Origin of the sequence: Alteromonas gracilis, from assembly GCF_043642145.1 — a bacterium.
GTDB classification, from domain to species: domain Bacteria; phylum Pseudomonadota; class Gammaproteobacteria; order Enterobacterales; family Alteromonadaceae; genus Alteromonas; species Alteromonas gracilis_B.
Genome location: NZ_JBHZRZ010000016.1, coordinates 21,118 through 47,199, shown reverse-complemented (window position 1 = coordinate 47,199; position 26,082 = coordinate 21,118). Strand labels below are relative to the sequence as shown.

General features: G+C 42.9%; 30 protein-coding genes. 17 read left to right on the top strand and 13 right to left on the bottom strand.

Annotated features, from left to right (window positions below; all coding sequences use genetic code 11):
* Nucleotides 1–2: 2 nt before the first annotated feature.
* The 4 genes from ACHUFN_RS19245 to ACHUFN_RS19230 form a co-directional block, all read right to left on the bottom strand.
* On the bottom strand, nucleotides 3–236 hold the full coding sequence (locus tag ACHUFN_RS19245) for a DUF2789 domain-containing protein (RefSeq protein WP_394224357.1): 234 nt from the start codon (nucleotides 234–236) through the stop codon (nucleotides 3–5).
* Between the two features lie 129 nt (nucleotides 237–365).
* Complete coding sequence (locus tag ACHUFN_RS19240) at nucleotides 366–716, bottom strand: DUF2750 domain-containing protein (protein WP_394224356.1); 351 nt, start codon at nucleotides 714–716, stop codon at nucleotides 366–368.
* A gap of 73 nt (nucleotides 717–789) precedes the next feature.
* Complete coding sequence (locus ACHUFN_RS19235; RefSeq protein WP_394224355.1) at nucleotides 790–1,620, bottom strand: LysR family transcriptional regulator; 831 nt, start codon at nucleotides 1,618–1,620, stop codon at nucleotides 790–792.
* A 126-nt stretch (nucleotides 1,621–1,746) separates the two neighbouring features.
* Nucleotides 1,747–1,914 (bottom strand): hypothetical protein, encoded by a 168-nt coding sequence (locus ACHUFN_RS19230; protein ID WP_394224354.1) that lies wholly within the window; start codon nucleotides 1,912–1,914, stop codon nucleotides 1,747–1,749.
* 399 nt (nucleotides 1,915–2,313) lie between these two features.
* Here ACHUFN_RS19230 and ACHUFN_RS19225 point away from each other — a divergent pair, with 399 nt between their 5' ends.
* Both ACHUFN_RS19225 and ACHUFN_RS19220 read left to right on the top strand, forming a co-directional pair.
* On the top strand, nucleotides 2,314–2,670 hold the full coding sequence (locus tag ACHUFN_RS19225) for a MaoP family protein (RefSeq protein ID WP_394224353.1): 357 nt from the start codon (nucleotides 2,314–2,316) through the stop codon (nucleotides 2,668–2,670).
* Between the two features lie 192 nt (nucleotides 2,671–2,862).
* Nucleotides 2,863–3,612 carry a PRC-barrel domain-containing protein gene (locus ACHUFN_RS19220; protein WP_394224352.1) on the top strand — a complete coding sequence of 250 codons (750 nt, stop codon included), beginning with the start codon at nucleotides 2,863–2,865 and terminating at the stop codon, nucleotides 3,610–3,612.
* Between the two features lie 116 nt (nucleotides 3,613–3,728).
* Here ACHUFN_RS19220 and ACHUFN_RS19215 read toward each other — a convergent pair whose 3' ends face one another.
* Entirely contained in the window at nucleotides 3,729–4,040 is a 312-nt protein-coding gene (locus ACHUFN_RS19215) for an ArsR/SmtB family transcription factor (protein WP_394224351.1), read from the bottom strand.
* A gap of 184 nt (nucleotides 4,041–4,224) precedes the next feature.
* Between ACHUFN_RS19215 and ACHUFN_RS19210 the strand changes: the two genes are divergently transcribed.
* Both ACHUFN_RS19210 and ACHUFN_RS19205 read left to right on the top strand, forming a co-directional pair.
* On the top strand, nucleotides 4,225–4,575 hold the full coding sequence (locus tag ACHUFN_RS19210) for a rhodanese-like domain-containing protein (RefSeq protein WP_394224350.1): 351 nt from the start codon (nucleotides 4,225–4,227) through the stop codon (nucleotides 4,573–4,575).
* 68 nt (nucleotides 4,576–4,643) lie between these two features.
* On the top strand, nucleotides 4,644–5,567 hold the full coding sequence (locus tag ACHUFN_RS19205; RefSeq protein WP_394224349.1) for a LysR family transcriptional regulator: 924 nt from the start codon (nucleotides 4,644–4,646) through the stop codon (nucleotides 5,565–5,567).
* A gap of 9 nt (nucleotides 5,568–5,576) precedes the next feature.
* Here ACHUFN_RS19205 and ACHUFN_RS19200 read toward each other — a convergent pair whose 3' ends face one another.
* Entirely contained in the window at nucleotides 5,577–6,182 is a 606-nt protein-coding gene (locus ACHUFN_RS19200; protein WP_394224348.1) for an exopolysaccharide biosynthesis protein, read from the bottom strand.
* Between the two features lie 529 nt (nucleotides 6,183–6,711).
* Here ACHUFN_RS19200 and ACHUFN_RS19195 point away from each other — a divergent pair.
* From ACHUFN_RS19195 to ACHUFN_RS19140, 12 genes are all read left to right on the top strand, one after another.
* Complete coding sequence (locus ACHUFN_RS19195) at nucleotides 6,712–8,043, top strand: sigma-54-dependent transcriptional regulator (protein WP_394224347.1); 1,332 nt, start codon at nucleotides 6,712–6,714, stop codon at nucleotides 8,041–8,043.
* A 16-nt stretch (nucleotides 8,044–8,059) separates the two neighbouring features.
* Nucleotides 8,060–8,284, top strand: a complete 225-nt coding sequence (locus ACHUFN_RS19190) for a hypothetical protein (RefSeq protein ID WP_394224346.1) — start codon at nucleotides 8,060–8,062, stop codon at nucleotides 8,282–8,284.
* Between the two features lie 4 nt (nucleotides 8,285–8,288).
* Nucleotides 8,289–9,800: a sensor histidine kinase gene (locus ACHUFN_RS19185; protein ID WP_394224345.1), complete on the top strand. Its 1,512-nt coding sequence runs from the start codon at nucleotides 8,289–8,291 to the stop codon at nucleotides 9,798–9,800.
* Nucleotides 9,790–10,242 carry a response regulator gene (locus ACHUFN_RS19180; protein ID WP_394224344.1) on the top strand — a complete coding sequence of 151 codons (453 nt, stop codon included), beginning with the start codon at nucleotides 9,790–9,792 and terminating at the stop codon, nucleotides 10,240–10,242. The genes ACHUFN_RS19185 and ACHUFN_RS19180 overlap by 11 nt, the downstream gene beginning before the upstream one ends.
* A 12-nt stretch (nucleotides 10,243–10,254) precedes the next feature.
* Complete coding sequence (locus ACHUFN_RS19175) at nucleotides 10,255–12,342, top strand: response regulator (RefSeq protein ID WP_394224343.1); 2,088 nt, start codon at nucleotides 10,255–10,257, stop codon at nucleotides 12,340–12,342.
* Nucleotides 12,343–12,524: 182 nt separating this feature from the next.
* Entirely contained in the window at nucleotides 12,525–12,854 is a 330-nt protein-coding gene (locus ACHUFN_RS19170; protein WP_394224342.1) for a DUF883 domain-containing protein, read from the top strand.
* A gap of 11 nt (nucleotides 12,855–12,865) precedes the next feature.
* Complete coding sequence (locus tag ACHUFN_RS19165) at nucleotides 12,866–13,384, top strand: hypothetical protein (protein WP_394224341.1); 519 nt, start codon at nucleotides 12,866–12,868, stop codon at nucleotides 13,382–13,384.
* A gap of 58 nt (nucleotides 13,385–13,442) precedes the next feature.
* Complete coding sequence (locus tag ACHUFN_RS19160) at nucleotides 13,443–13,700, top strand: hypothetical protein (protein WP_394224340.1); 258 nt, start codon at nucleotides 13,443–13,445, stop codon at nucleotides 13,698–13,700.
* Between the two features lie 25 nt (nucleotides 13,701–13,725).
* Nucleotides 13,726–14,304, top strand: coding sequence for a CC0125/CC1285 family lipoprotein (locus tag ACHUFN_RS19155; RefSeq protein WP_394224339.1), 579 nt, complete (start codon nucleotides 13,726–13,728; stop codon nucleotides 14,302–14,304).
* 463 nt (nucleotides 14,305–14,767) lie between these two features.
* On the top strand, nucleotides 14,768–15,412 hold the full coding sequence (locus ACHUFN_RS19150; RefSeq protein ID WP_394224338.1) for a phosphoribosyl-AMP cyclohydrolase: 645 nt from the start codon (nucleotides 14,768–14,770) through the stop codon (nucleotides 15,410–15,412).
* A 417-nt stretch (nucleotides 15,413–15,829) separates the two neighbouring features.
* Nucleotides 15,830–16,006, top strand: coding sequence for a DUF1328 domain-containing protein (locus tag ACHUFN_RS19145; RefSeq protein ID WP_394224337.1), 177 nt, complete (start codon nucleotides 15,830–15,832; stop codon nucleotides 16,004–16,006).
* A gap of 32 nt (nucleotides 16,007–16,038) precedes the next feature.
* Nucleotides 16,039–16,233 (top strand): hypothetical protein, encoded by a 195-nt coding sequence (locus ACHUFN_RS19140; protein ID WP_394224336.1) that lies wholly within the window; start codon nucleotides 16,039–16,041, stop codon nucleotides 16,231–16,233.
* Between the two features lie 69 nt (nucleotides 16,234–16,302).
* Here the strand turns inward: ACHUFN_RS19140 and ACHUFN_RS19135 are convergent, their stop codons facing one another.
* The 7 genes from ACHUFN_RS19135 to ACHUFN_RS19105 form a co-directional block, all read right to left on the bottom strand.
* Nucleotides 16,303–16,518: a hypothetical protein gene (locus ACHUFN_RS19135; protein ID WP_394224335.1), complete on the bottom strand. Its 216-nt coding sequence runs from the start codon at nucleotides 16,516–16,518 to the stop codon at nucleotides 16,303–16,305.
* A 14-nt stretch (nucleotides 16,519–16,532) separates the two neighbouring features.
* On the bottom strand, nucleotides 16,533–19,442 hold the full coding sequence (locus ACHUFN_RS19130; RefSeq protein WP_394224334.1) for a DUF349 domain-containing protein: 2,910 nt from the start codon (nucleotides 19,440–19,442) through the stop codon (nucleotides 16,533–16,535).
* Complete coding sequence (locus tag ACHUFN_RS19125) at nucleotides 19,432–19,725, bottom strand: YeaC family protein (RefSeq protein ID WP_136782844.1); 294 nt, start codon at nucleotides 19,723–19,725, stop codon at nucleotides 19,432–19,434. Before ACHUFN_RS19125 ends, ACHUFN_RS19130 begins: the two co-directional genes overlap by 11 nt.
* Nucleotides 19,722–20,051 (bottom strand): zinc-ribbon domain-containing protein, encoded by a 330-nt coding sequence (locus ACHUFN_RS19120; protein ID WP_394224333.1) that lies wholly within the window; start codon nucleotides 20,049–20,051, stop codon nucleotides 19,722–19,724. The genes ACHUFN_RS19125 and ACHUFN_RS19120 overlap by 4 nt, the downstream gene beginning before the upstream one ends.
* A gap of 267 nt (nucleotides 20,052–20,318) precedes the next feature.
* Nucleotides 20,319–21,977, bottom strand: coding sequence for an alanine/glycine:cation symporter family protein (locus ACHUFN_RS19115; protein WP_394224332.1), 1,659 nt, complete (start codon nucleotides 21,975–21,977; stop codon nucleotides 20,319–20,321).
* A gap of 113 nt (nucleotides 21,978–22,090) precedes the next feature.
* Complete coding sequence (locus tag ACHUFN_RS19110) at nucleotides 22,091–23,230, bottom strand: M14 family metallopeptidase (protein WP_394224331.1); 1,140 nt, start codon at nucleotides 23,228–23,230, stop codon at nucleotides 22,091–22,093.
* Between the two features lie 181 nt (nucleotides 23,231–23,411).
* Nucleotides 23,412–24,857: a glyceraldehyde-3-phosphate dehydrogenase gene (locus ACHUFN_RS19105; RefSeq protein WP_394224330.1), complete on the bottom strand. Its 1,446-nt coding sequence runs from the start codon at nucleotides 24,855–24,857 to the stop codon at nucleotides 23,412–23,414.
* A 126-nt stretch (nucleotides 24,858–24,983) separates the two neighbouring features.
* Between ACHUFN_RS19105 and ACHUFN_RS19100 the strand changes: the two genes are divergently transcribed.
* A complete protein-coding gene (locus ACHUFN_RS19100) occupies nucleotides 24,984–25,928 on the top strand; it encodes a DUF2989 domain-containing protein (RefSeq protein WP_394224329.1) in 945 nt (314 codons plus the stop codon).
* Nucleotides 25,929–26,082: the final 154 nt, after the last annotated feature.

Below are 26,082 nucleotides of genomic sequence, written 5' to 3'. Positions count from 1 at the left end.
GACTATTCGTGCAATTCAGCGTTTAGCTGATCAATAACTTCGGCCCAATCTGCATCTTCAACAATAGCGTCTTTCAAAAACGCCGACTGGGCTTCATTCCAGTAAGGTGCCTCGTGAAGATGTTGGCTTTTATTGAGTCCTCGATGGGTTTCAAAAAATTCGGCGATTTCCTCGTCAGAACTTCCTAATCCGAGTTGGCTAAATAACGTGTTCATTGTGGGCTGTTCAGTAAACATATGGCCTCCTTGGGTTACCGATAGAGTGGGAAAAGCGACTAACTTTGGTTTACGCACGTTAAAAACCTAATCGCTCAGCCCCTCTGCTTACTGAATATTTACCTATTCTTCAGCCCTTGAGATCACACGCTATAAATACTCCGCGAACTCTTCAGGCGTGATGACCTCACCCTCTTCAGCTGGCACAGGGCATACAATCACCATAAGTTCGTCTTGCGTCATGCCAGGCACCCATTTGGTTAGAAACTCTTTTGTTGATAATTCCATTGCTTCACAGTGTGACCAATCTTCTGTAGCCCACAGCAGTGCAAGTTCTGCATCTGGCCAAACAGGTACACCATCTTCTTCATCTGTAGTCAGCATGACACAGCCATGCTCATCTTTAAGAATGAAAAGTTTTTCTTCAGCTTTAATTGTCGCAAGGCTCGCCTCTAAGCGTTGAAATGCGTTTTTTTCCAATAGAGGATGTAATTGTGACATAGGGTTCTCTCTTAAAATCTGTCATTAGCATGCCACTTGTTATGGGCATAATGGGTAAACCTATCAATAGCAATTAACACGCTGTCGATACGCTTTCTATAATCTCAGCCAGACCAACTCTTCTTACTTGTTTCATGCTGTGTACATATACTTTGGACGATACGTTTTCTAATGTTTCAATCTTGGTCACATTTACATTATTTGGCAATTGGCTCTCTACGTTAGTTGGCAATACAGCAATACCGCCTTCACTTTGTAAATTATTCAACGCAAGATTCAATGAGTTAGTTCGTAGTTTAGCATCGCGTAGTTGCGGATAAGCCGTTAGTAGCCAGTCCCGCGCCTTGGTGCCCCAATCTATGGCGACAAAGTCGGCCGCGTCAATAACGTCAGACTCTGTACCAATTCGATAAAGCGCTAAATCCTGCTCAAGCAATACATCACTGTTTACTTCTTCTGATTTTAGCGGCTCTGTAGAAAAAGAAAGATCGGTAACGCGTTCATGAAGTTGTCTAGACAAGGTATCAAGCGTCAATACCTCAGCTTTTACGGACCAATCGGGAAATGTGTTGTGTAAATGGCTTAGCATTTGCGGCAGCAACAACTCGCTCGCTAGCTGCGTAGCGCCGCAAACTACGTATTCGGAAGACTGAATCTGCAACTCTTGTTTTGCTTCGTTTAAAGTTGCGCAAAGCTGCTTTGCGTAAGGCAGAAGTTTCTCGCCCGATTGCGTAAGCTGAATACTGTTTCTTTGTCTTATAAATAGCGTGGTGTGGAAGTACTCTTCAAGAAGCTTTATTCGAGCACTCACTGCAGATTGTGTTAGGTAAAGATTTTCTGCTGCTTTACCAAAATGACGAGTTTTTGCCACCTCTATAAAAGTGGTAAGAAAGCGAATATCCATGCTTGTTGTACAACCGAATTAAAGTGAAACTAAACTGACACAGATAATACGGTAAGTAAACACAAAAGCACAGAAGCGCACCGCGATAAACGGTACGCTTTATTAAAATTTCACCAACTCGCTGAATTAATACTCTTCTTGGTGCAGGCGACGTTGTTTATCACGACGTTGCAAGTCACGCTTCTGCTTTGCCTTAACAGTACTTTGACGTTTAGCATTTGGCTTTTTAGCGTGAAAATCTTCCTCTTCTACCGAGTCCCATTCATCACGCTGGTAACGATAGTCTTTACTCATTGACTTCTCTTGGTTGTTAACACACTTCAATTATTATCGTAAGCGGAAAAATAGAAAACGAATTTTAATCATCGTAGCGATAAGAATTTTTGATTATTCTCAATGATAAATTTCGTGGACTTTGTGCCATCACCTTTCATACACTCGCAGTATGATACCCATGACAGCACACGCGCCATTAAACCTCATGCATTTCCCATATAATTCAAAGCATTACATTGTTTTATTTAGGTGCTAGTCTGCGCTCAAGACTGTTCAAAAAAAATACTACATTTAGAAAATCATGTTATCTTTTAAGCCGTTAAAAATTTTTTATTGATAAGAGCAAAATCTTTTGTTTTATCTTCGTTTTTAATTATTTTAAAAGTGCGCTGAACAAAACATAACGTTGGGTACAACATGAAAAGTTTAGCTATTCGACTATCTGCAAAACCTTATATCGACCGTCAAAAGTTTCCATATGGTTTTCGTAAGTCAGGTGACTTCAGTATTACTGAAGCCGATATTCTTACCAACTATGGCAAGACCTTATTAGGACTTGAAAGTGGCGAGCTGACACCAGAAAGTGATGACGAGGCACATTTTGTTGAATTCATCAGCGGCAAGGTAGAAGCCAGCAATAATTTAGAAAAAGCCTGGGCAAAATACGTCAGATTAGCAAGAGGTAAAAAGCACTTCTATACGCTTCATAGTAGTGCAAGTAACCAGTCAGATTACGACGAAGACTATTCTGACGAAGAATTCGATGTAGCATAACGTTACATAAACATATAAAAAGCTCGCTCTAGCGAGCTTTTTTGTTTTTAAAATCAAATGATCTCAATCAACATCATAAAAGAACAAAATGGAGAAACGTTAAGGACTGTCTACACTTAGAGTAATACAGAGCATCGTAGCTAAAAGCTTAAGTGACTCTGAACAACGAGCCCATGCAAAGGAGGCGCAATAATGATCATCAGTTCAAAACAGCTAACTCACTATTCGATTCATGCACTTGATGACAAAGTGGGCGGCATACGCGATATCCTTTTTGATGATGAGACTTTCACCGTACGCTATTTAGTCGCAGACACGAATACTTGGCTACCACTCAGCCGCAAAGTGGTGATTTCCCCAATTGCCGTCACAGAATTGGATGGTGACAGTGAGACTGTTCATATCAATATGTCAGTCGAGAAATTAAAAAATAGCCCTACAATTGATGAACATAAACCCGTCTCTCGTGAATATGAAGAGAACCTTTTTAAGTATTTTGGCTATGGCTATTATTGGATTGGACCAGGCGCATGGGGCGAATTTGCTCATCCTAACGAGTTAGTTGAGCTTCAACGGGCTGAAGAATCAGAAGCAGTTCGCCCCAAAAAGACAACTAATCATTTAAGAGCGGTAGGAGAAGTGGGTGGCTACGAAGTTGCGACAACTACTGATAACGTGGGTCATATTAGTAACTTCATCATCGATACCCGTGATTGGAAGATAAATATGCTTGTTGTGGATACCAACAACTGGTTGCCTGGTGGCAAGCATTTAGCGCTTTTGCCAAGCGATATTGACAACATCGACTGGGCTGCACACAACGTTGTTGTAAACTTAAGCCACGATGAACTTGTTAACCGGCCAGAAATTGATAGTGATAGGATTGGTGAGGAAGGATATATCCCAATGATTTGTAAGCAGTTAAGCGATGAGGCCAAGTAGCCAAATGTGATGCCATGGTGAGAAACCTTGCCTCTAAACGTTTAAAAGCGTCACATGTCTAGCCTTTAACAATGTCCGTTAACTCACGGACATTGTTGTTTTAAAGAGTAAATCAATTACTCGCAGAAAAATTCATACATTAAAGCAATCAGACGCGTAACACGCTCATCTGCCAAGCGGTAATAAATAGTTTGCCCTTCCCTTCTTGTCGCAACCATTTTGGACTCTCTTAGCAAAGCAAGATGTTGCGAAATTACAGGTTGTGAAACGTTAATTACTTCTAGGAGCTCGGTTACCGATTTTTCCTCCTTTAGTAACGAACAAAGCACCATTAGACGGGTTTTGTTCGCAAATTGCTTAAGGAAGATTTCAGCTTCCGCAGCGTGTTCCATTATATCATCTGAACCTATTACCATATCCTCGGACATAAGCACTCTCTATCTGTAAAGTATTTCAACATCAATCTAGCCATTTATTATACTAAAGTATAAGACAATTTGCCGACTTGCCATAATATGCGACGAATCCCTTTATTTTATATTGTTTTAATACTTTCTAAATTATACATTAGATTTATCTAATTTTAATGTTTAGTTAAATAAAGGATTAGTTATGCTCATAGACCTAAAAACACGTATTAACAACATAGACGCCAATGTAAGAACCGTCACTGCTGAACAAGCTGCAACTGAATTAAGCCAAAATAAAGGGACACTTATCGACGTGAGGGAAGCTGCAGAAGTCACTAGCCAGCCTGTGCCGGCATCGCTGCACATTCCAAGGGGTATACTAGAGATGAAAGCACTTGAGCTCTTCAAAGACGAAGCAACACCGCTTTACATCCACTGCGCTTCTGGCATTCGCGCAAAACTCGCAGCCGAGCAGCTTTCAAAAATGGGTTACAGTAATATTTCGGTTGTGACATGCGCGATTGACACAATAAATCAAGTGAACCAGCGATGACTTCGCAAACAAGTGTGTGTTATAAAAACCGATAAAGCAAAGTTTCAAGGCCAAGTTTAAGGCGCTATATGCTGAAATCCACGTTAGAACAGTGGCGGATGTTCAAAGCCGTCGTCGATGCTGGTGGCTTCAATCAAGCCGCGGTGGAAGTGCACAAAAGCCAATCAAGTGTGCACCATGCCGTTCAAAAATTAGAAAATGCAATAGGCGTAACGCTGTTTGAAAATGTTGGCCGCAAAGTGAAGTTATCGCCTCAGGGCGAGCTAATGTATCGCCGCGCTGCATTTTTGCTTGATGAAGCGCACAAGCTAGAAACAGTGGCCAGTAATTTACAATCTGGGACAGAAACAACGCTGCGTATTGCGGTTGATATCATTTTTCCGTCTGAATTACTGTATAACGTACTTGCTAAAGTTTCCGCTGAGTTTCCCCTTCTGCGAATTGAAATTGAAGAGACCGTTTTGAACGGCGCAAATTCGCTACTTAGTAGCGGCAAAGTAGATTTGGCTATTTCTCCTTTCGTTTTTCCAAGTGGATTTAGCGAAGATTTATGTGAAATTGAGTTCGCCGCGGTTGCACACGCAGACCACCCGCTACACCAGCTAAAAAGAACACTTACACTAGAAGATTTGAAATCACATCGCCAAATTGTGGTGCGCGACTCTTCCACAGAAAGGAAAGCGGATGTGGGTTGGCTTGGTGCAGAGCAGAGATGGACCGTTAGCCATGTTAGAACTTCTTTAGATATTATTGCGCAAGGTTTAGGGTTTGCTTGGCTGCCCATAGCGATAATCAAAGATCAGTTAGAAGACGGCACACTAGTACCACTTCCTTTAAGTAACAACGCAGCGTTAAGAAAAGCGTTGCTTTACCTTTCATTTGAAGACGGTGATGCTCTGGGACCAGCGTCACGAGCATTTATGGGTGAACTTCGCTATCAAACAATGCATCTGCCCTCATCTGACTTTATGTTAGATGCCTGTAACGAATAGGACCCGTCGCTACCCCACCGCAGTGGCCAATTGCTCAAAACCGAGAACAAAGCCAAACAAAGAAAGAGAGACACCCACCAAGGCTACAGCGCCATCGTCTGTGGCCATACCTATAGCCATAATGAACACCGCGAAGGCAGGTACCAACCCCATGAACGGAATGAGTTCAAGCGGGATCATAACTATCCCACAGCCGACACAACACAGAGCAATAAAAGATCTAAAAATAGTCTGACGCATGAAAAAACATCGAGGGACAAGAAATCGGTCTACCCTAACGGCAATTGGCTTAACTTTGCCTACGATATAACGAAGTTGGTCTGCATCGCATTGTAACTCCAAGACTTTTTTCGGTAACCATGGATGTCTTCGACCAAGTAAAATTTGCAGAGCGATAAGTAAAATAGTCCCACCCGCCAAAGAAGGTATTCCAGGAATGGCACCAATCGGTGTACAGGCAATAAACGAAGGAAGGGCAAGCATTGGGCCAAACCCACGTTTTTCCATTACTTCCCAAAAGTCAGCAAATTCAAATATGTCTTGTCTTGCGCGAGGCTGCATTTTCCCTAGCAACTCGTACAATGTCATTGATCTTTCTGCTGTTTTTTCCCACATTTTCAATTCCTTTGATGTCACAAAAATTCGTGAATACGTAAGTGTTCAGGTGCGTTTGCCACTAGAAGCCTGTGCCAATTCACGAGATGAGATTTATAAACCACCGTGTAAAACGAGAATTGATAGTGAGGATTTGTGCGAAAAATATGCCACAGACCTTTCATCGGTTACCCAGAAGTTAGGAATACTTCTTGCAAAAACAGCTGAAATGTTTGTAACAACGCGTGTTGACACTGAAAAGATAATCGTTAGCAGACACGAGAGTTTTGGAAACGTCATGAACACGTAATTGCAAGGCAAGTTTTAAAACATATCCGCAAGTAAAATGCTGACCACTTAAGATAGGTTATCTAAAGTACCTGCTTCTTCACACGCTTTTTTAAGCTTGCTCTTAATGAACATTAAAACGCAGCAATTCCGTATTATTCGAAGTTACGCTTCGTAAACGGGACGTTGTTAGCGTATGATAAAACTATAACATTGATCTTATTCCATTTTTTGGGATAGGAAAAAAGAGAGGGACATCCACGTGCTAACTGTACTTTTAGTTGATGATGATATTGAATTCACAGAAGTTGCCTGTACTATCATCGAATTTTTAGGGCATGAAGTGCTCACCGCAGGAACACTTAAAGAAGCAAGAGACTGGTTAGAAAAAGAAACGTTTGACCACGTACTGCTCGATTTCATGCTACCAGACGGAAGCGGCGCACATCTGTTTAATGAACTTGATGCTTTACCTAAACGTCCTAGAGTGACATTAATCACAGGCCACCCTTCTGTAAAAAGCGTCATTAAAGGCCTCTGTGGCCCTACCGTCGATTATCTAGTAAAGCCCATTCAACGCGAAGAAATTGAGGCCGTTTTAAGTAAAAAACCGAAAGAAAAAGTGCCTAAAGAAGAAGAGATTGAAAAGCACTTTGACTTACTTATCGGTGAGTCGCCAGTCATGAAAGAGCTTTATAAACTTATTTCGAGAGTAAGTAAAACAAGCGCAAATGTCATGCTTTTAGGCGAAAGCGGCGTGGGTAAGGAAGTCGTTGCCGCGGCTATTCATCGTGCATCTGAAAGTGAAGGTCCGTACATAGCAACTAACTGCGGTGCCTTTTCGAAAGAACTAATTGGCAGCGAGCTTTTTGGTCACGAAAAAGGGGCGTTCACGGGTGCTGTTGGACGTAAAGAAGGCGTGTTTGAACAGGCGGAAGGTGGCACACTCTTCTTAGATGAAATAACAGAAATGCCCATTGATATGCAGCCTAATTTACTGCGTGTGCTAGAAAATAAAGTGGTTATTCGCGTAGGGGGCACCAAAACCATCCCCGTTAATTGCCGAGTGGTTTCAGCGACAAACCGAACTATGGAAGAAATTGCACAGAGCAAAGTGCTGCGTGAAGATATTTATTTCCGGTTAGCTGTTTTCCCTATCACTATACCGACACTTCGCGAGAGAAAGGAAGATATTCCCTTGCTAGCCAAAACCTTTATCGCTGAATTTAATAAAGACAATGATTCGCAATTTAAATGGGAAGAAAGCCAGTTGGATACTCTGCAGGCCTATGACTGGCCGGGAAATGTTCGTGAACTAAGGCACTTTGTACACCGCGCTGCAATAATGAGCGACCCCGAAAAGAGCGAAATTGAGTTACCCAAAACTATTGAGTCTCCTTTTGCCCAAAAGCAAAGTACAGCCCCCGCACTGCAAGCAGGCAGAACGATAGAGGATGTAGAAAAAGAGCTGATTTACGCAACACTGGAAAAAGTAAGCGGTAACAAAACTACGGCTGCAGAAATGCTTGGAATAAGTACTAAGACACTTTATAACCGCCTTCACGCCTACGGTGATTTAAGCAAAGACGATTAAAAATGAGGTATTCGGCATGACTAGCCAAGAGTTTTCTCGACTAAGCGTTTTTGTGCATGATGCACGTAAGCCGCTGAACAGAATTTCGATGCAAGCTGAACTTGTAAAGATGGCACTAAATGGTGATGTTCCGCCTGAAAAGGCACTAGCTGCGCTGGATAAGATTATTAGCAGCGCAAAAGATTGCAGCCATACCCTAACTGATATGACATCAGAGTTGGGCGGCAACATTTCGGATTGAATGCATGATCACCAAAGTTTTATCGTCCCTGTACAGTTGGATAATTTTAATTGTACTGGTCATTGTTGTTATTACTGCTAACTCTTTTTATGTTGTAAGCACGCTTAACGATCTTTCAGCACTGGAAGCAAGGTTGTTTACAACAAACCGCGTGATTAACGCGGTAAATAGGTTGCACGTCGCTGTACTGCGCATTGAGTCGGGCCAGCGTGGCTACATGATCACCCAAGATGACGCTTATCTCAGCGATTATATGGAAACGCTAGGTACCGTTGGTGAGCTAATGGAAGAGGTCGAAGTAAGTTCATTTTCATCTGATATCGGAGAGCAACCCGAGCGCATAAAACGTTTATTGGCCTTAACGAAGAACAAAATTAACGAGGTTATTGAAGTTGTCGAACTCTATAAGGCAGGCCAAGTTGAAGACGCTATCGCGCTCGTTAAGTCTGATAAGGGTATAGCGCTGTATACACGGTTTGAAGATGTTTTTCGCGAAATTGACGATTCAGAACGAGATATGCAAGGTACCCACCTCGCCAATTTAATGAGTTTAAGGCGTGATTCGGTTAATACCTTAATTATTTCATCGGCTACTACCCTACTTCTGATCATCTCAGTTTTTATTCTGCTCAAAATAAATTCTCGTGAGCATGAGAAGTATCGAGCCGAATTAGAAACAATAAACGAAGAACTTGAATCTCGAATAGCTGAGCGTACCCAAGAACTCAGCGTTTACTCAGACGAATTGGCAAGAAGTAATAGAGAGTTAGAAGACTTTGCATTTGTAGCCTCTCATGACTTGCAAGAGCCCTTAAGAAAAATTCGTGCATTCGGCAATCGCCTTGAGTCAGGCTATGGTGATGTGATAGATGATCGCGGCAAAGACTTTCTTGCTCGCATGTTAAACGCTGCAGAACGTATGTCTATGCTGATTTCTGACCTTCTAGCGTTTTCTCGTGTTTCGACGCGTGGTAAAGATTTTCAGAACGTTAACCTTACAACCGTTGTAGACAGCGTTCTTGACGATCTAGAAGTTGCCATTGAGGAAAAGTCAGCACAGATTCACGTTACTGATATGCCCTGTATACATGGTGATAAAACACAACTTGAACAATTGTTTTTAAATCTAATTTCTAACGCACTTAAATTTCAAAGCGAAGGGGTGACTCCTGTTGTAAACATTCATGCGAAAGACGCAACAGATGAAGATACCAAAGATATTCTGATCCGAGAGGAATATGAATGGACAAAAGTAACGGTGTCAGACAATGGAATAGGGTTTGAACAATCTTTTGCAGAAAAAATATTTGCCCCTTTTCAACGTTTACACGGTAGAAGTGAGTATAAGGGAACCGGAATTGGCCTTGCTGTATGCCGGCGAATAGTAGAAAGGCACAACGGCCTAATAACCGCAACCAGTGTGCCTGGAGAGGGTGCAACGTTCACGATAGTTATACCAAAAGACAGTGAACCTTTTGGTTCTAATAATAATGGAGAAAAGCAAAATGACGCGTAAACAGACACAACCAATCAATATTCTTATGGCCGACGACGATGAAGATGATAGATTGCTGACGGTCGACGCTTTAAACGAGAGCCGCGTATTGAATAATCTGTTTTGCGTTGAAGATGGCGTTGAGTTACTTGAGTTTCTTCGACACGAAGGTAAATACTCAGATCCTTCAACGTCACCGCGTCCTAGCTTAATTTTGCTTGATTTAAACATGCCTAGAAAAGACGGCAGAGAAGCACTCCAAGAGCTTAAAAACGACCCGAAATTGCGCAGTATTCCTGTTGTCATCCTTACCACGTCTAAAGAGGAAGAAGACATGCTTCGCGGGTATGATTTAGGGTGCGCATCTTACATTACTAAGCCAGTCAATTTCGAAGGGTTGGTTGAACTCATGCGTGCGCTTGGTCGTTATTGGATTGAGTTCGTTGAACTACCACACGAGTAAAAGGATTACTGGATGACAGAGGTTATTAAAATTCTATTAGTAGAGGATGATGAAGACGATTACTTCTTAACCTCTGATTATCTAGCGCAGTGCGAATCGCCCACGTTCGAGTTAACGTGGGTTACGAACAGTAATGATGCCGTTGAGGCCCTTAAAACAAAGAACTTTGACCTTTGTTTGCTTGATTATTTACTCGGCGCTGAGAATGCGATTGACGTCCTCACTGTTTTAAAAGCGAATCAGATTAACTTGCCTGTGGTCATTCTGACTGGTCAGTCTGATGCCACCGTTGACGAGATGGTCATGCGCGCGGGTGCGGCAGACTATTTACAAAAATCTGAAATTGAAACCCCGCGGTTCATGCGAACTATTCGCTACGCCATGGTGCGACGTGACATTGAAAACGAACGTCTTGAACGCAGTAAGGTCGAGCAAAAGAACAAGGCCAAAGACAAGTTTTTAGCTCATTTAGGGCACGAGCTACGTACGCCCCTCACTTCTATTCTCGGTTACACTGAACTACTAATAGATGATTCTAGAAATAGCCCGTTTCAGCAAGAATTGTCTATTATCCATTCTAACGGTAAGCATTTACTGAGCCTATTGAACGACCTTCTAGACATGTCGCGCATAATGGCCGATAAGCTTGAGCTAAATATCAAAGACGTAAATCTTTCAGCGTTCTTGACAGATATTCACTCGCTGATGCGACTGAACGCCAAAGATAAAGGGCTAAGTTTACACGTCATTTCTAGCACAAAAATTCCTGAGTTTATCCAAACTGACCCTACTCGCTTGCGCCAAGTATTGCTTAACTTGATATCTAATTCGGTAAAATTTACTGATAAAGGCAGCATAACCTTAACTATTTCATTAGATGAACCAGTTGCAGAAAATAACCAATTGGCATCGCTTAAATTCTCTGTTGAAGATACAGGAATTGGGATGGCGCCTGATAAACTTGTTAGTATTTTTCAGCCGTTTGAGCAAATCGAAGACTTAATGCGAGCTAATCACGGTGGCGCTGGCCTTGGGTTAGCCATTTCCAAAGAACTAGTAGCTAAGTTAGGTGGCAAAATTGACGTTAAATCTCGCATGGGTGAAGGCAGCACGTTTACTTTCGATATCAATCCAGGAGATATTTCATCGCAGCCATTCGTTGAACTTGAACTTGGACAAATTCAACCTGTTGAGTCAGAAAGCATTAATCTTAACGTCACTGGCAGAGTTTTGATTGTTGATGACTTGCGAGAAATTCGCAGGCTAACAGGGCATATTGTCAGTCAGTCTAACGCCGATATTAGCTATGCAGAAAATGGCGTAAAAGCACTGGAAGCGGTTTTACAAGCCGATGAATATAATCAACCATTCGATTTAGTTCTAATGGATATTCATATGCCTGTAATGAACGGCATTGAAGCGTTACATGCCATACGTCGTCATGGCCAAAATACACCGATAATAGCCGTTACCGCTGCAAGCCGCAAGGGGTTGAGAGAGTCGCTCATTCGCGAGGGCTTTAATGATGTAATTGGTAAGCCTATAGATCGCTTTGCACTGGCAAACCTTCTTTCCCAATTTCTTCCACCAGGTAATCATGTCACCTTTACAAATGTAGAAGCACAAGTGGCAGACATGCCAATGAAAAAGCCTTATGCACCTGAGAAAGAATCATCTCAAAGTGAAGCCATTGAAAATGGCGCTAACAGTGAATTGTCGTCAGAAGATAATGCGAGTAAACCTACAGCACCGCAAAAAAAACAAATACTTGTCATTGAAGATGATGAAGACGCAGCAGAGCTTTTGCTGCTATTTCTTTCGCACCTAGGCCACACGGTCAGCGTGGAAAATAGTGGAGCCGATGCATTGCAAGCGGCCAAGGACAATAACTTCGACCACATCTTAATGGATCTCACTCTGCCTGATTACGATGGATACGATCTTGCCACTGAACTCAGGCAAGAGCAGCCAAATGCAATACTCACTATCGTTAGTGGCCATGAGGCTGACACCGAAGCAATGTCTTCCATTGGCATTAATAACGCATTGCTTAAACCCGTCACTAAAGATGATTTGGCTTCGGTAGTTGGCCAGGTATAGGCAACCCCAGATTAAAACTAAGAAAATATTACAAGGCTTTGCACAATCTTCGTGTGAGCCTTGCAACTCCCTCCTACTTTCATCCAACAAAATTATTGAAAATGCTTATATTTCATGTGCTTATTTATTTGGTATGCCAGTTGCAGCTTTCTTTGTGAACCCAAAATATTAAGGAGAGTATTATGGCTACACAAGCTTCAGCAAAACCCCAAACTGCAAAGCGCACTAGCGCAAATAGCGTCGCTGAGCCAAGTCACCCAGTAACGGACCAACTGAAGGAAACGCTTCACGCCTCTGTCGATAAACTTGCCGACAGCGCAGGTGTTGCAGAGGAGAATATTCGTCGCACTGCCACATCATCTGCAGAAAATATGTCAGCCAGAAAGCGTTTAGCTGAGCAGAAATGGCAAGCGTCAAAGATTCGCAAGTATGCTATTGAAAACCCAGTGGCGACTGCGGGGATCGCATTCGCAGCGGGTATGTTGGTAACGTCTCTGTTACGTAAGAAATAAGCATTATGCCAATGCCTGATTTTCGCAAAGCGCATTTCGTAACGTGCTCTGAAAATCCTTTTCGCCTGACGCCGCCAACGGCTCAGGCGAATTTTGATGTAAATACGGTGCACGAACACACAAGCGCCGACGCCACCACTTCAAAACGTGTTGATGATCGCCCCTATCCAGACCCTTCATTTTCAGAAGTTTTCTCTGCTTTAAAAGATGTATTTACCCAACGCAAAGCACAAGGGCTAGCCTTTTTAGAGCTAACCAACAGTGAGCTTATGCTCGTTAAAAAGAGCTTATTTATTACCGTATTTGCCTGCTTCGCTGCATTCGCCTTAAGTATAGTTTGTTGGCTACTAGTAAATGTAGCTGTAGGCGCTATTTTGCATACTCTCGGATTGAGCTACGTATCTATTCCATTCGTATTGTTAGTAGTTAATGTTGTGGCGCTTTATGGATTAATCAGAATTGCTCGAGATGCTTTCCAGTACGTCAATTTGCATAGACTCATTCAAACATGGCGTCGTGTGTTTGAATGATTTAGATATTCGATAATGCCTCTTATTCCAACTGGCACAAAACATATAGGTGAATAGTATGAGTTTTCTATTGAAAGAAAATTTTGAAAACATCGCGCAAAAAGAACATGCCTATTTTTCTCAAAAGCATCATGCAGACATTGCACTTACTCATGCAAAAGGGCAATGTAAGTTAATGATGGGGAAACCCGAAACGTTATTAGCCATATCCACTATTGGGGCCTATAAAGGCGCTGTGGATGCCAGGCCTAAGGCAAAACGTAATCAAGCACTGATGGCGTTAGGCAGAACAGCGTTATTGTCATTGTTTCAGTGATCACAGTACATGAGGAATATGTGAGATGGACAACAAAAAAATAATCAAAAAAAGTCGCTTAATGTTTGCCGGAATTAGTGCAGCATTAAGCCTTGCATTAGCAGGTTGTTCATCAACTCCTGTCGCAGCTCCAACACCGTATAAATCGGCGAGTACAAAAGCGTCGTATGGTTACTCTAGCGAAAAAGTATCGAACAGCGAGTACAGGGTGTTGTTTAAAGCAACAGACAAAACCCCTGCCGATAGAGTACAGCAATACGCGCTTCATCGGGCAGCGGAAATCGCTCAACAACAAGGCTTTACCCACCTTGCCGTCATAAAAACAAATATCGATAAAAAACCTGTCATGGCACGAGAAATTATGACAAACAACGAAGAGCCTGTTGCATTTAACATCGACAGACAATGTACAATGTCGGGATGTGACGAAGTGGCTCAACCTATGGCCGTAGCCAGCTCAAATGATGTCGTTAAAACACAAATAAATGACATATATTTTTCTATTAACGTGAAAATGGCCAATGATATGACAAGCTTGGGCAAAAACGCATTCACCGTACAAGAAGTGTTGACTAAACCACTAGAGCCAAAAAATGGGAGCTAGCCAAATTTAACGCAACAGGTTATTACGACAGTTTTGCGAGTGTTGCTAGCACCTAATTCACCTAATAAAGCGTGAATCAAAAGCCGTTCGATGTATTCGTTCGGCTCACTTTTTTGTAAAACACCTGACTTTCCACACGCGCCAACATTTCAAAACACAGTTTTTCCTCCAATTGGCCGCCCTGCAGCATAGCTAGCTTCATCTCTCCTCTCTTTGTCTTCGAAAAGGCGTAATATTTCCAGCATTGCAAAAAGTGTTTTGTGCAGAATTTATAATAATTTTTCTCTTTAATCAGTCTATTAATGCACCGTTAATGTTTTATTAATGTTGTACGAAAGTCTTCGTCATCATAGTTGACTATGCTTACTAGTATGAACTTTAAAGCAGTTTTGCTTACCTCTACTGCGATGAAGATATTGGTAGCAATACATGTTTATTTTGCACATGACTAAGGAGTCTGGCGATGAAAAAACTAAGCACCTTTATGACCAAAACTACCCTGGTAGCTGCTGCAGTGATGTTAGCTGCAGGTTGCACTGCGGTGGCCAAGCCACAGGTTGACAATTCTGCAAATTCAAATGCAACCACGTTAAAAGCTAAAGCCCTTGATAACGCCTTACTTTATTCTGACGAATGTATAACCGAACGCGAAGTGGTGGCCGCTCAGAAAATGTGGGGAGAAGGCATTGTCAGAATTGGCGCTGTGTTCAGTAATGATGGCGACTATTCTAGCGAAGCTGCTGACTTTATTCAGGCAATGTATGGTTACGATTTAAGTAGCGTTTTATTTAAACCTACTCTGGCGGCAAACGACCAATTCCGTTCTAGTTTCGATGCAGCGCTGTCATATTTCGTCGGAGGAAATGATGCATATCAAGAAGATAAAGGCTTTGCGATTAAACCTTACACCAATGTTAAGTTCGATAATGTTGGCATCATCAACAATAGCTGTCGCATGGCGGTAGCGATGGGCAACTATTTCTTTACTGATACAAACGGTGGCGAAACAAAAGTTGAATACACTTTCGCTTACGTTAAAGACAGCAAAGGTGACCTAAGAATTGTTGCTCACCAATCATCACTTCCTTATAACCCTAGCGGTAACTGATTGACGTAAAGCCTCTGTCTTTGTTTCAAAGTAGAGGCGCTTTAACTCTCCCTTTAATGGCAAAGCGGGTTCCCTTTCTGCTTTGCCTTTTTTTCCCAAATTATAAATAAAGAACTATGAGCGGAAAAAAGTAACGCGTGGCGTACTTTTTCTCGTTGCGGTTGAAAATGACGACGACTCTATTCAGGAAAACCAATATATCATGAAAACAGCCCACTTTTTTATCGCACTTAGGCTATGGCAAGCCATGTAAAAAGTGCATTCGCTTGTGTAATCGTGACCTTAAATTCAATTACTTGGCGTTAAACAAGATCCCTAATAAAAAATATTACCTTTTAAAATCAACACTTTAAAAAACAGGCACGAAGCTAGCATTAGATTATGTGAAAGTAACGGAAGCAATACGAGGATTAAGTTATGTTAGGTTGGGCAATCACATTTTTTATCATCGCCATTATTGCAGCAGTTTTTGGTTTTGGAGGCATCGCAGGTGCAGCAACAGGTATCGCACAGTTTCTATTCTTTGTGTTTATCGCGTTGCTAGTCATTTCACTTATCGCTAACGCATTACGTGGTAAGTCGCCGAAAGTTTGAAATTAGTTTTAACAGGAAAAAGGAGTAAGGATATGTTTTCATTTAAGAATTTGTCGAAGGTACTAGTAGCATCAGCTTTCGCATTATCGCTAGCAGCATGTGGTGATGGTGAGGCAGAAGACGCAGGTGAAGAGTTAGACGAGATTGTTACCGATGCTGGTAACGCCGTTGAGGACGCATGTGAAGATGTTAAAGAAGGCGTAGACGCTGAAGATCAAGACTGTTAATAACACGTCTTATAAAGAAGGGCCAAACTTTAGTTTGGCCCTTCTTTGTTCATCTAGCATAGAACGCTATTAAACTTCTTCACCGCCTAACTCACGCGCAAGATCATCTAAATTCGACAACGTGGAATCAAACTCACCCACTACGTAGCGATACTTAACACTGACATGGTGGTCAGAGCGTCCGAACTTCACGCTTAAGCCTTCAGCATCAAAGTGCTTGACGGTATTTAAAAAGCGATAGGCAGACATTTCTGTTTCAAACTGAAACTCTACACTGTTCTCCATTTTTTACTTTCCGTCTAATTTACTATCTCTGGGTGTGCGTCAAGCACAGCAATAACACGCTGTACTTGCTGGTTTTCAGCATTACTTACCGTATCGTGCGAAAGCCAGTCTGCAAGTATTTCAGGCGCAGTTGCCGCTTCGCCTTGCTCTAATTTAGACGTCATCATTTGCAACTGTACACTTGAACGAATGGGCGCGTCGGCATCAGGGCTTGGCATGCCCGTTGCCACCTCAAGAGCAACGGTTAGCCACTCTCTGTCGTGTTGGTTATTTGCCTTTCCATCGGACTGTCCAAGCACACTCGCCCAACGTTTACCCAATAATTCAGCTAAATCTTGTTCATCACCACTTCCCTCGCCCATGCTAAGTTGAAGCAATGACACCAAAGCTTTCGCTCTTGCGATCTTTGTTTGCCATTGAGCGTTCTGAACTCGCGCTGTACGCTTCGCTTCAAGTGCTTCAAGCTTTCGCTCCACTTTGCTGCGCTGCGCTTTAGGTAAATCGTTCATTTGTGTTTGTATGTCACTCACCGATTGATTGAACTCTGCATCGTCGCTGTCAATATCAATGTCGCCAGCAGCGTTCAGCAGAGTATCAGTTAGCGCATTAAACGCATTGTTCTGCACTTTTCTCTCGGCTTTTAGACGCTCAAACACCGCATCATTAGCTGCCTTGAACTCGGCCCATAGCTTGCTCTCTTCTCGCTTACCTGCATGGCCTATTTGTTTCCATTGGCTTTGAAGTAATTGAGCGTCATCCGCTGCGCCGCTTACGTCGTCATCGCTGGCAAGCTTTTGAGCTTGAAGAACCAAAGCGCGCTTTTGCGCCTGATTTGCACTTTGCCACGTTTTTATCTTAGCTTGAATTGGCGACGAAACAGACTTCCACTCTTGCTTTAACTGTTCGTAGAGCTCACGTTCCACTTGCCCTGCGCTGTGCCACTGTTTAGCCGCTCTATCAAACATTTTCACCAGCTCGGCTTCTGGTGTGTCGATATCCATAGCTTGGACCGTTGCAATAATAGATTGGCGCTTGTCACGCGCAGCAGCACGTTGTTCGTCAAGCTTCGCATAATGTTCTCTACACGGCTCGAATGCTTTTTCTAGCGCATCGTCAAACTGTTTTTGCAACACCGCTTCTTGACCGTTCTCATCAGTGCTTGTTGCTGATGTAGGTGTGAGAGACAGCCACTGTTTGCGTAAGTATTTAATCGCTTCGCTTCGCATTTTGATGTTGTCGGCTTCGGTAGCGGCAAGCGCTTGAGCCTCTTCAACAAGCGCAGGTTTGCGCGGTGCCGCAAGGTAATCTTGCCACCCTTCTAAACGCGAAACATCTTCTGCTGTTTTAGCAAAGCGTTTTTCTACTTGCTTTTGCGCGCTGTCTGACAGCGCAACGTAATTTTCTTGAAGCTTGGCAAACTTTGAAATTGCAACGCGAAACTTTCCTTGCGCAATCAAGTTATCAATAACACTTATTTGTTTACGAACATATTTAATCTGCTCGTTTTCTTTTGACTTCTGCTCCCTGACTTTTGCATTAACACTGTTTGTTGCAGCATTAAAACGCTTTGATAGTTCTTTTGGGATAGCATCAATTTCAATGCTAAGCGTCTTGAAGTCGTTGCGTGTTTCGTCAAACAAAGCTTTTAAACTGGCTACACTATTTTTTTCCGTCGCGTCGCCTTCACTTTGTTCGCTTTCCTCGACCTGAGCGTTGTCAGGTGATTTTCCACTAACTTCAGCAATTTTAGCGGCTGTATCTTCTAGCAGCTGTAGCTTTATCAGTAATTTCTGACCATATTGCTGTTGCATTGAAAACCGGTCGAGCTTTTCGTTAAGTGCATTAACTGCTTCTTTAATTTGGTTAATACGCTTCTCAGTTTGACCATCGCTACCAAGACGAGCTAACTGCTCAAGCGTTGCTTCAACGCCACGCACGCTTTCATTCACCGTAGCAACGTCTGCAAGTGTAGCTTCGCAAAGGCGGTTATCATATAACCAGGAAACTTGCTTATTGGCGTGCGTTAACTGTTGCTCACACAACGCTTTAGTATTTAAAAGCTGCTCAGCCTGTTGCTTTTCTTCCCAAGCAGGGCGAATTCGGCTTACATATCGCTCTACTTGCTCAGCTATGCGCGTGCGCTTTTCTTCGTATTCCGCACGTTCGGCTTGAGTAAGTAAATCAAGTTGTGCAAACAGTCCTGTTAGCTCACTTTCTAGCTCTATTTGCTTTGTATCAACCACTTCAACATCTGTTTTGTCGAGCAAAGCCTGATATTTAGACAGCACTAAAGTAAGTTGCTTTTTCAGTTCTACTGGGCGTTGGGCAGCATCTTTAATTGCATTAATACGGCCAGTAATTTGCGCTAAAATCTCGCTGTCTGACACTTTTTTTGCGAGTTTCTGTAAATCTGATACATCAGACTGCGAACTAATAAGCTGTGATTTAAACCCTTCGCTTGCACCATCTAAAAACACAAACTGTGTGAAAGAAGGCTTGTTCACTTTTTCGATAAGGGCGTTTGCCAAACTGTCATCCTTGAGAAGATCGGGGTCTTTCTCCAGTAATCGTGGCAATAGTTGTACAACGAGTTCGACGCTAGCAGTTTCAGTTAAAAACGAAAACTTCTCTTGGCGTGAAAGCGAAAAACCTTCCTCGCCTAGAAGCGCTGAATTAACTTTTTTCTCTGCTGCCCTTTTTACGCGCGATTGCTTTGCAATTTGCGACATTTTCAACCACAGCACAAAGCTATTCAGCTTTTCAAGTGCCGCTAAACTTACATTCGCGTCTTCATCATTAAATGCAAGTTCGTGAAGAATAGTTTTTTCTTGTGCCTTGTCGGGAGAAAGACTCTCGATCGCCTGCATCCGTTTCTCAGGCTTAGGGCTTTGGTGTGAAGGCGCAAATATACGACTAAATATCATCCTGTTTAAACCGCGCTATTGTGTTTTTATCATCCTGCTCATCGCGTAATGAGCGTTTAAAGTCGGCTTTGCTTTTATGTACAATTTCGCCGCTTTCGCCTACTGTCATGTGCTCTGAGGACTTTTCTATTTTTGCTTGATAAAGCATAACAGCTTGCATGCTGCTGGCTTTTTGATCTTCGTTAAGTGGAGTGCCGTCGGGCCACTTTCCCGTTTCGACCGCTTGGCGAAGACGCTCGTAAATTTCCGGCGTCATGCTGGCTAAAAGTGCTTCTATATTCATTTAGGAAAACGCTTTATATAAACAATTCGCGCACGGTTTACTAAGTACCAAACAAAGCCAACCACTGCGCCTAAAATAGCTAGATTATGCTGCAAGTCACCAGGACGCGTGCCGCCCCAATACATGAAGCCGAAACTAGCAACGAATATCAGCATAGCAAGGAGTGACTGGTTCTGAATACTTTGTAGCTTTTTAAACTTTTGTAAGCTTTGCTTTCGTTCAATATCTTCAGAAGTTGCGTCACCAATCTTAAAACCGCAATGAGGACACGTCTTCGCTTTATCAGACGTTTTTTTATTACATGAAGGACAGTCAACTAATGCCATATGTTGCTCCTGTATATGTTGGGTGCGAAATGAAAACGCTCACGCTTCTACGTGCCGAGCATTTTTACGCGGACGGGTATCATACTTAAGTTCATCACAACAATGAAGTCGATTGTGAGGATAAAATTTATCAGCTCAAAACAAAAATGCGCGGGTGTAAACTTTTATTCCAAGTACACCAACGCGCATTTTTCAATGACATGCTTATTGAGCTAACGCTTTAACCGTTTCTTGTAGCGAAACTCAGCGCATTTAATCTAAGTTGCCCTACTTTTTATGACGATCCCAGTAATCATTTACGGTTTCTTTCATTTCTTTGCAAAGCAGCATAATACCGAACAAGTTCGGCAACGTCATAACCACAATTGCTACCGCTGAAAGTGCCCATACCAATGTGGTGTCAGAGAAAGCAGCCCAAACAAAGCCCGCCACATAAATTACACGGTATGGCATTACAGAACGGGGGCCGAATAAGTACGTCATAGCGCGGTCACCGTAGTACGACCAAGCAATGGCGGTTGAGAAAGCGAATAACATTAAACCAACAGATACAATGTATTGACCGAAGTCGCCGAAGAAACCACGGGTAAAGGCAATGGTGGTTAAGGCCGCAGAGTGAACCAGCGACTTACCGCTTACTTCTAGATTCTCTTTAACAGGTTTACCGTCAACAATCTTCAGCGTGCCGGTAAACAAATCTTCACTGCCTACCGCATACTTCACATCTTCTGCAACAGAACGAGCATTCAGCAGCGTAAAGCCATCACTTACAGCGGTGCCGTTAACTACCGTAATTGAACCCGTGTATGCTTCAACCTCATTGCCTTCAATTTCATTTAAAAAGCCATAAAGCTTGTTCACGTCGGCTTGGTCCGTATCGTCATACTGCCCGGCAACAAAATACATGTCAGAGCGGTCAAATACGTTTTCGTGCTTCTCTTTCCACACACCAGACGACAAGATAACCAAGCCTGTTATGGTACAAATTAAAATAGTGTCGATAAATGGCTCTAGCAGCGACACCATGCCTTCAGACGCTGGCTCTTTTGTTTTTGCAGCTGCGTGTGCAATTGGCGCAGAACCTTGACCCGCTTCGTTTGAAAACAGCCCACGGTTTACACCTCGGTTAAATGCATAAGCTAAAGACGCGCCCAAAAAGCCGCCAGCTGCCGCTGAACCTGTGAATGCATCGCTGATAACCGCTGAAAATGAAGGGCCAATATTATCTAAATTGGCAAAAATAACCGCTAAAGCACCAATTAGGTATATCACAGCCATGGCAGGAACAACCCGCGCGGTGAAGGCTGCAATTCTTTGAATACCGCCAAGAATAACAAGGGCAAGAAGAATACCCAGTACACTACCTACCACCCACGGCTCAAATCCAAAGGTAGCTTCGATACTTTGTGCAATACCATTACTTTGAGGAAGGTTTCCTGTACCAAATGAACTGACTACGGTAGCAACAGCAAATGCAACGGCTAGCCACTTCATGTTCAAACGACGGTCCATGTAATACATCGGGCCGCCGGCCATGGTGCCATCTTCGGTTTTAACACGGTATTTGTGCGACAAGGTAACTTCTACAAACTTTGTCGTCATACCTAAAAAGGCCGTTACCCACATCCAGAATAATGCCGCAGGGCCACCTAAGAAGATTGCGAATGCCACCCCTGAAATATTACCGGTACCAACTGTACCCGACAACGCCGTGGTTAATGCACGAAAGTGTGTGGTATCACCTGGGTCACTTTCTTTATCAAACTTACCCGTTACTACTTGCCAAGCATGTTTAAAAAAACGAATTTGCGGAAACTTAAGATAGACAGTGAAGAAAAGACCTACACCTAACAGCACGTAAGGAAACCAGAACGCCCCCCCTAAGAAACCATCGAGCATAGTTAGAAAACCATATAACCCTTCCAAGGTAACTCCCCTTTTTTATTATGTTTAATTATTTTTGTTTTGTTGTAATAACTAAAAGGCCTCTTTTTGTCGAGGCCTTTTATGCGGAAGCCAAGGCTCCCTGATTTATTAATTTATTGCTCTGATGTTTTAAGTTTTTTCACAACAGCGTTAACACCAATAAGCAAATCTTCACCTAATTGACGGCTTCGCTGTACCGACCAGCCGTAGATATCATCAGGTACATCGGCATTGTCTTTAAACGGCATCTCTACTGTGTACGCCATACACTTAAATTTCTCACCCACCGCATTTGAAGCCACGGTTAAGTTAGCTTTGCCTGGCTCGTCTTTATCGTAACCAAACTCATCTTGAAACTCGGGCGTTGCATTTAAAAGCGCATCTTTAAATGTATTTTCCAACATCTGAATGTCGTCATTGTAGCTAGGGTTACCTTCGGTCCCTGCAACAAAGTTGTACGGTAATGCCTCATCACCGTGCAAATCTAGATACATATCTACCCCAATCTCGCTCATTGCATTTAGCACGTAAAGTACTTCAGGGCTTTTTTCTTGTGAAGGTGTTGCCCATTCGCGGTTAAGGTTGGTGCCTACCGCATTGGTACGCAAATGACCGCGTGCACTGCCGTCAGGGTTCATGTTCGGTACAACGTAAAATACTGCGTTATCAAGCAACTGTCGCGCCAAACCATCTTGCTCGTCAAGCAAGCGGTAAATGATACCTTCAGCACACCACTCGGCCATGGTTTCGCCTGGGTGTTGGCGCGCCGTAATCCATACCTTTTTCTTCTCTGGTGTTTCTTCACCGATAACCAGCATAGACATATCACGGCCATCTAGCGTTAGCCCTAAAAACTTGTGCTCACACAACAGCGACATTTGCGCATCGTGAACAAGATCTAGGTGACGTTCATAGCTGAAAGGAATGAAATACGCCAAGTACACACTTGGTTGCTCAAGTGTTAGTGAGAATGACAAGTTATCGCCATCAAACTCGCTTGGAATTCTAAACCAGGTTTGACGGTCGTAAGACGCTAGGACATTGTAGTCCTTCCAACCTGCTGGATACGCTGATTTTGCTAGATTGCCAATGGTCATAGAATGCGTTACAAACGTTTCGCCTACCAGGCGGAAATGGAACCACTGTGCAAATTCAGATTGGTTGTCGTTAGGGATGGATAGACGAATATCGTCAGGTGATTGTGCGCTAACTACTTCAATGTTACCGCTGTCGAATTGACTGGAAATATGCATAGACTGTCGTTTTCCTCATTATTTGAGCGCTAATTTAGCATAGACGTAAACACAAATTCCACGCACTCAACGGGTTTTATACAAAGGAAAGTATACAAAATGTTTACATCATCAAAAAACCGACCACTTGGGTCGGTTTTTTATACAGTTTAATCGCGTTTTCACGCTACGAACTCTGAACTTACAGAGGAAGCGTTGGGAAACTCAACCCTGCCATGTCGCGCACTACGCGAAGTACTTGGCAGCTGTAACCAAATTCATTGTCGTACCATACATAAAGCGTTAAGCGATTGTCAGCGGCAATGGTTGCCTGCGAGTCCACCACTGATGCAGCGCGAGAGCCAACTAAGTCAGTAGATACAATCTCTTTGCTTGCGGTGTAATCAATTTGATGTTGAAGCTTAGAAAATAGTGCCGTGTCGCGCAAAAACTCATTTACTGCGATGCGATCCACCGACGCTTTTAAGTTCAAGTTCAAAATAGCAAGCGAAACATTAGGCGTAGGCACGCGAATTGCGTTGCCAGTTAATTTACCCGCCAATTTTGGATAAGCCTTCGCTACAGCTTTTGCAGCACCCGTTTCGGTAATAACCATGTTAAGTGGCGCGCTGCGTCCGCGACGGTCGCCTTTGTGGTAGTTATCAATAAGGTTTTGGTCGTTAGTGTAAGAGTGCACTGTTTCAACGTGACCGTTTTCAATACCGTACTCTTCGTCTAGCGCTTTAAGCACAGGTGTAATAGCGTTGGTTGTACAGCTGGCAGCAGAAACAATCGTATCTTCTGGCGTTACTTCTTTATCATTAACGCCGTGTACGATATTCTTGATGTCGCCTTTGCCCGGTGCAGTTAGGATAGCTTTTGACGCGCCTTTCGCTTTAAGGTGAAGACCTAGACCATCACGGTCACGCCAAATACCTGTGTTATCAATGATAATCGCGTTGTCGATACCATATTGCGTATAATCAACCTCATCTGGGCTGTTGGCATAAATCACTTGGATGTAAGAGCCGTTTGCTTTTAACGCATTGCGCTCGTGATCAACCGTAATACTGCCATTAAACGGCCCATGAACAGAGTCGCGGCGAAGTAAACTTGCACGCTTTTCTAGGTCGCCATCGCGTCCGCCTCGAACCACTACCGCACGTAAGCGAAGCTTGTTGTTTTTACCTTGACGCTCAATCAGCAAGCGAGCAAGTAAACGACCTATACGGCCAAACCCATATAGTACAACGTCCTGAGGTTTCTGGTCGTCCTCTTTGTCGGCAACGTCGTTTAGTTTTTCGTTAAGGTAGGCCGCAAGGTCGTTGTTGTCGACCGCAGAACCGTAGTGAAAGTCAAAAGCCAGTTTACCAATATCGATTTGTGCAGGAGCAAGTTTCATGGAACTTAACGCCTCTAGAATTGGGTAGCTTTCGCGTAAGCGAAGCTTGATACCTTCGTGCAGGCGAACTTTGCGGTGCGCTTTGATAACATCAATCGCACTGGCGTTCAGTAGCGAGCGTCCATAAACTGAAATTTCAACTGCCTTATTGCGGTAAAGTTTACCAATAAGTGGCAACATCATTTCTGCGTATTCCTGACGCTCTTGCCAGCTGCTCTGTAATTCCTGCTCGTACTGTTGATTCATGCTTCTGCCTTCATCGATATTAATTTAACGGTGTTGTCGTTGCCATCAGCCTTCCGATTTTGACTAAGAGACTGATAACAAATCCTAATTACGCGTCAGCTTTTTATTATTTTTAGGGTACACTAGGTGAGTTCTCGTCTGACGGTGACGAGCAATATCTTAAATAAACAAGCTAGGAAGACCAAATTGTTGATAAGTTTCAAAACCTCTATAAAAAGCCACACGGTAGAGAGTTTATTTAGTAAGTTTCCAACAAAAATTCAATTATCAGCGCTATACATTGGCGCGCTTACAGCACTAGGCGGCTGCAGCGACTACTTTGAACCCACAATTACAGAGATTTGCGAAACCCATAGCGAACTTTGCTCAGACCTAAACTTAGATGCCCGTTGCCGTACTGAACGAGCTGAAATAATCCGCCTTCGTTATAACAATCAAGACTCGAAAGATGACGCCTATAAATATCCGTTGCTTTTAAACTTTGAAGAATACTTAGCGTGTGTTGAAGTGGTGCAACATATCGAACATATAAAACACAAAGGAAAAGAAGCAACCAGACTTAAGGGCGTTTTGACCGCTCAGCGTGAGATTAAGCGTTTAAGTCGAGAAACTAAAAACTCACTCGACCCTTATCTTTCCTACTATCACTGGTCTCGCTTTAACGACAAAGCGGCCTTTCACCGTTTCGAGCGCTACGCTGCTAGCAACCGTGTTTCAGACCCTGAATTATTAGTTTCGCTGGCTTCGGTTCTAATTAAAACTGATCAAGAACGCACTATCGAAACATTCTATCGCGCGCTGAGTCTATATAAGGATAGCGATGATATTGACGGCGGCATTTACCATTCCCTTGCCTCCATTGGTATGGATTTAGAAAACTATCGGTTTGCGTATGTTTGGTATGGCGTTGCTGAAGCATTTGACGACGAGCTTGATGATGCCCAACGCATACAACTAAGAGATAGATATAACCTACCAGATGAAATTTTAGACAACATTGTTGACGAAATAGTCAGTAGTTTAGAGAGTGGTACATTTAACGCCAAAAAGCTTAAATTAGATAAGCTCTAATTTTTTGAAATTCAGTTACACAATTTCATTCGTAAATAATTAAAAAAACCGCCATTTATGGGCGGTTTTTTCTTGATAAGTTAACACGCCAACCAAGCAAGGTTATTTTTTAACCAGATGTTTACCTTAATCGCGTTATTCGCAGCATACAGGC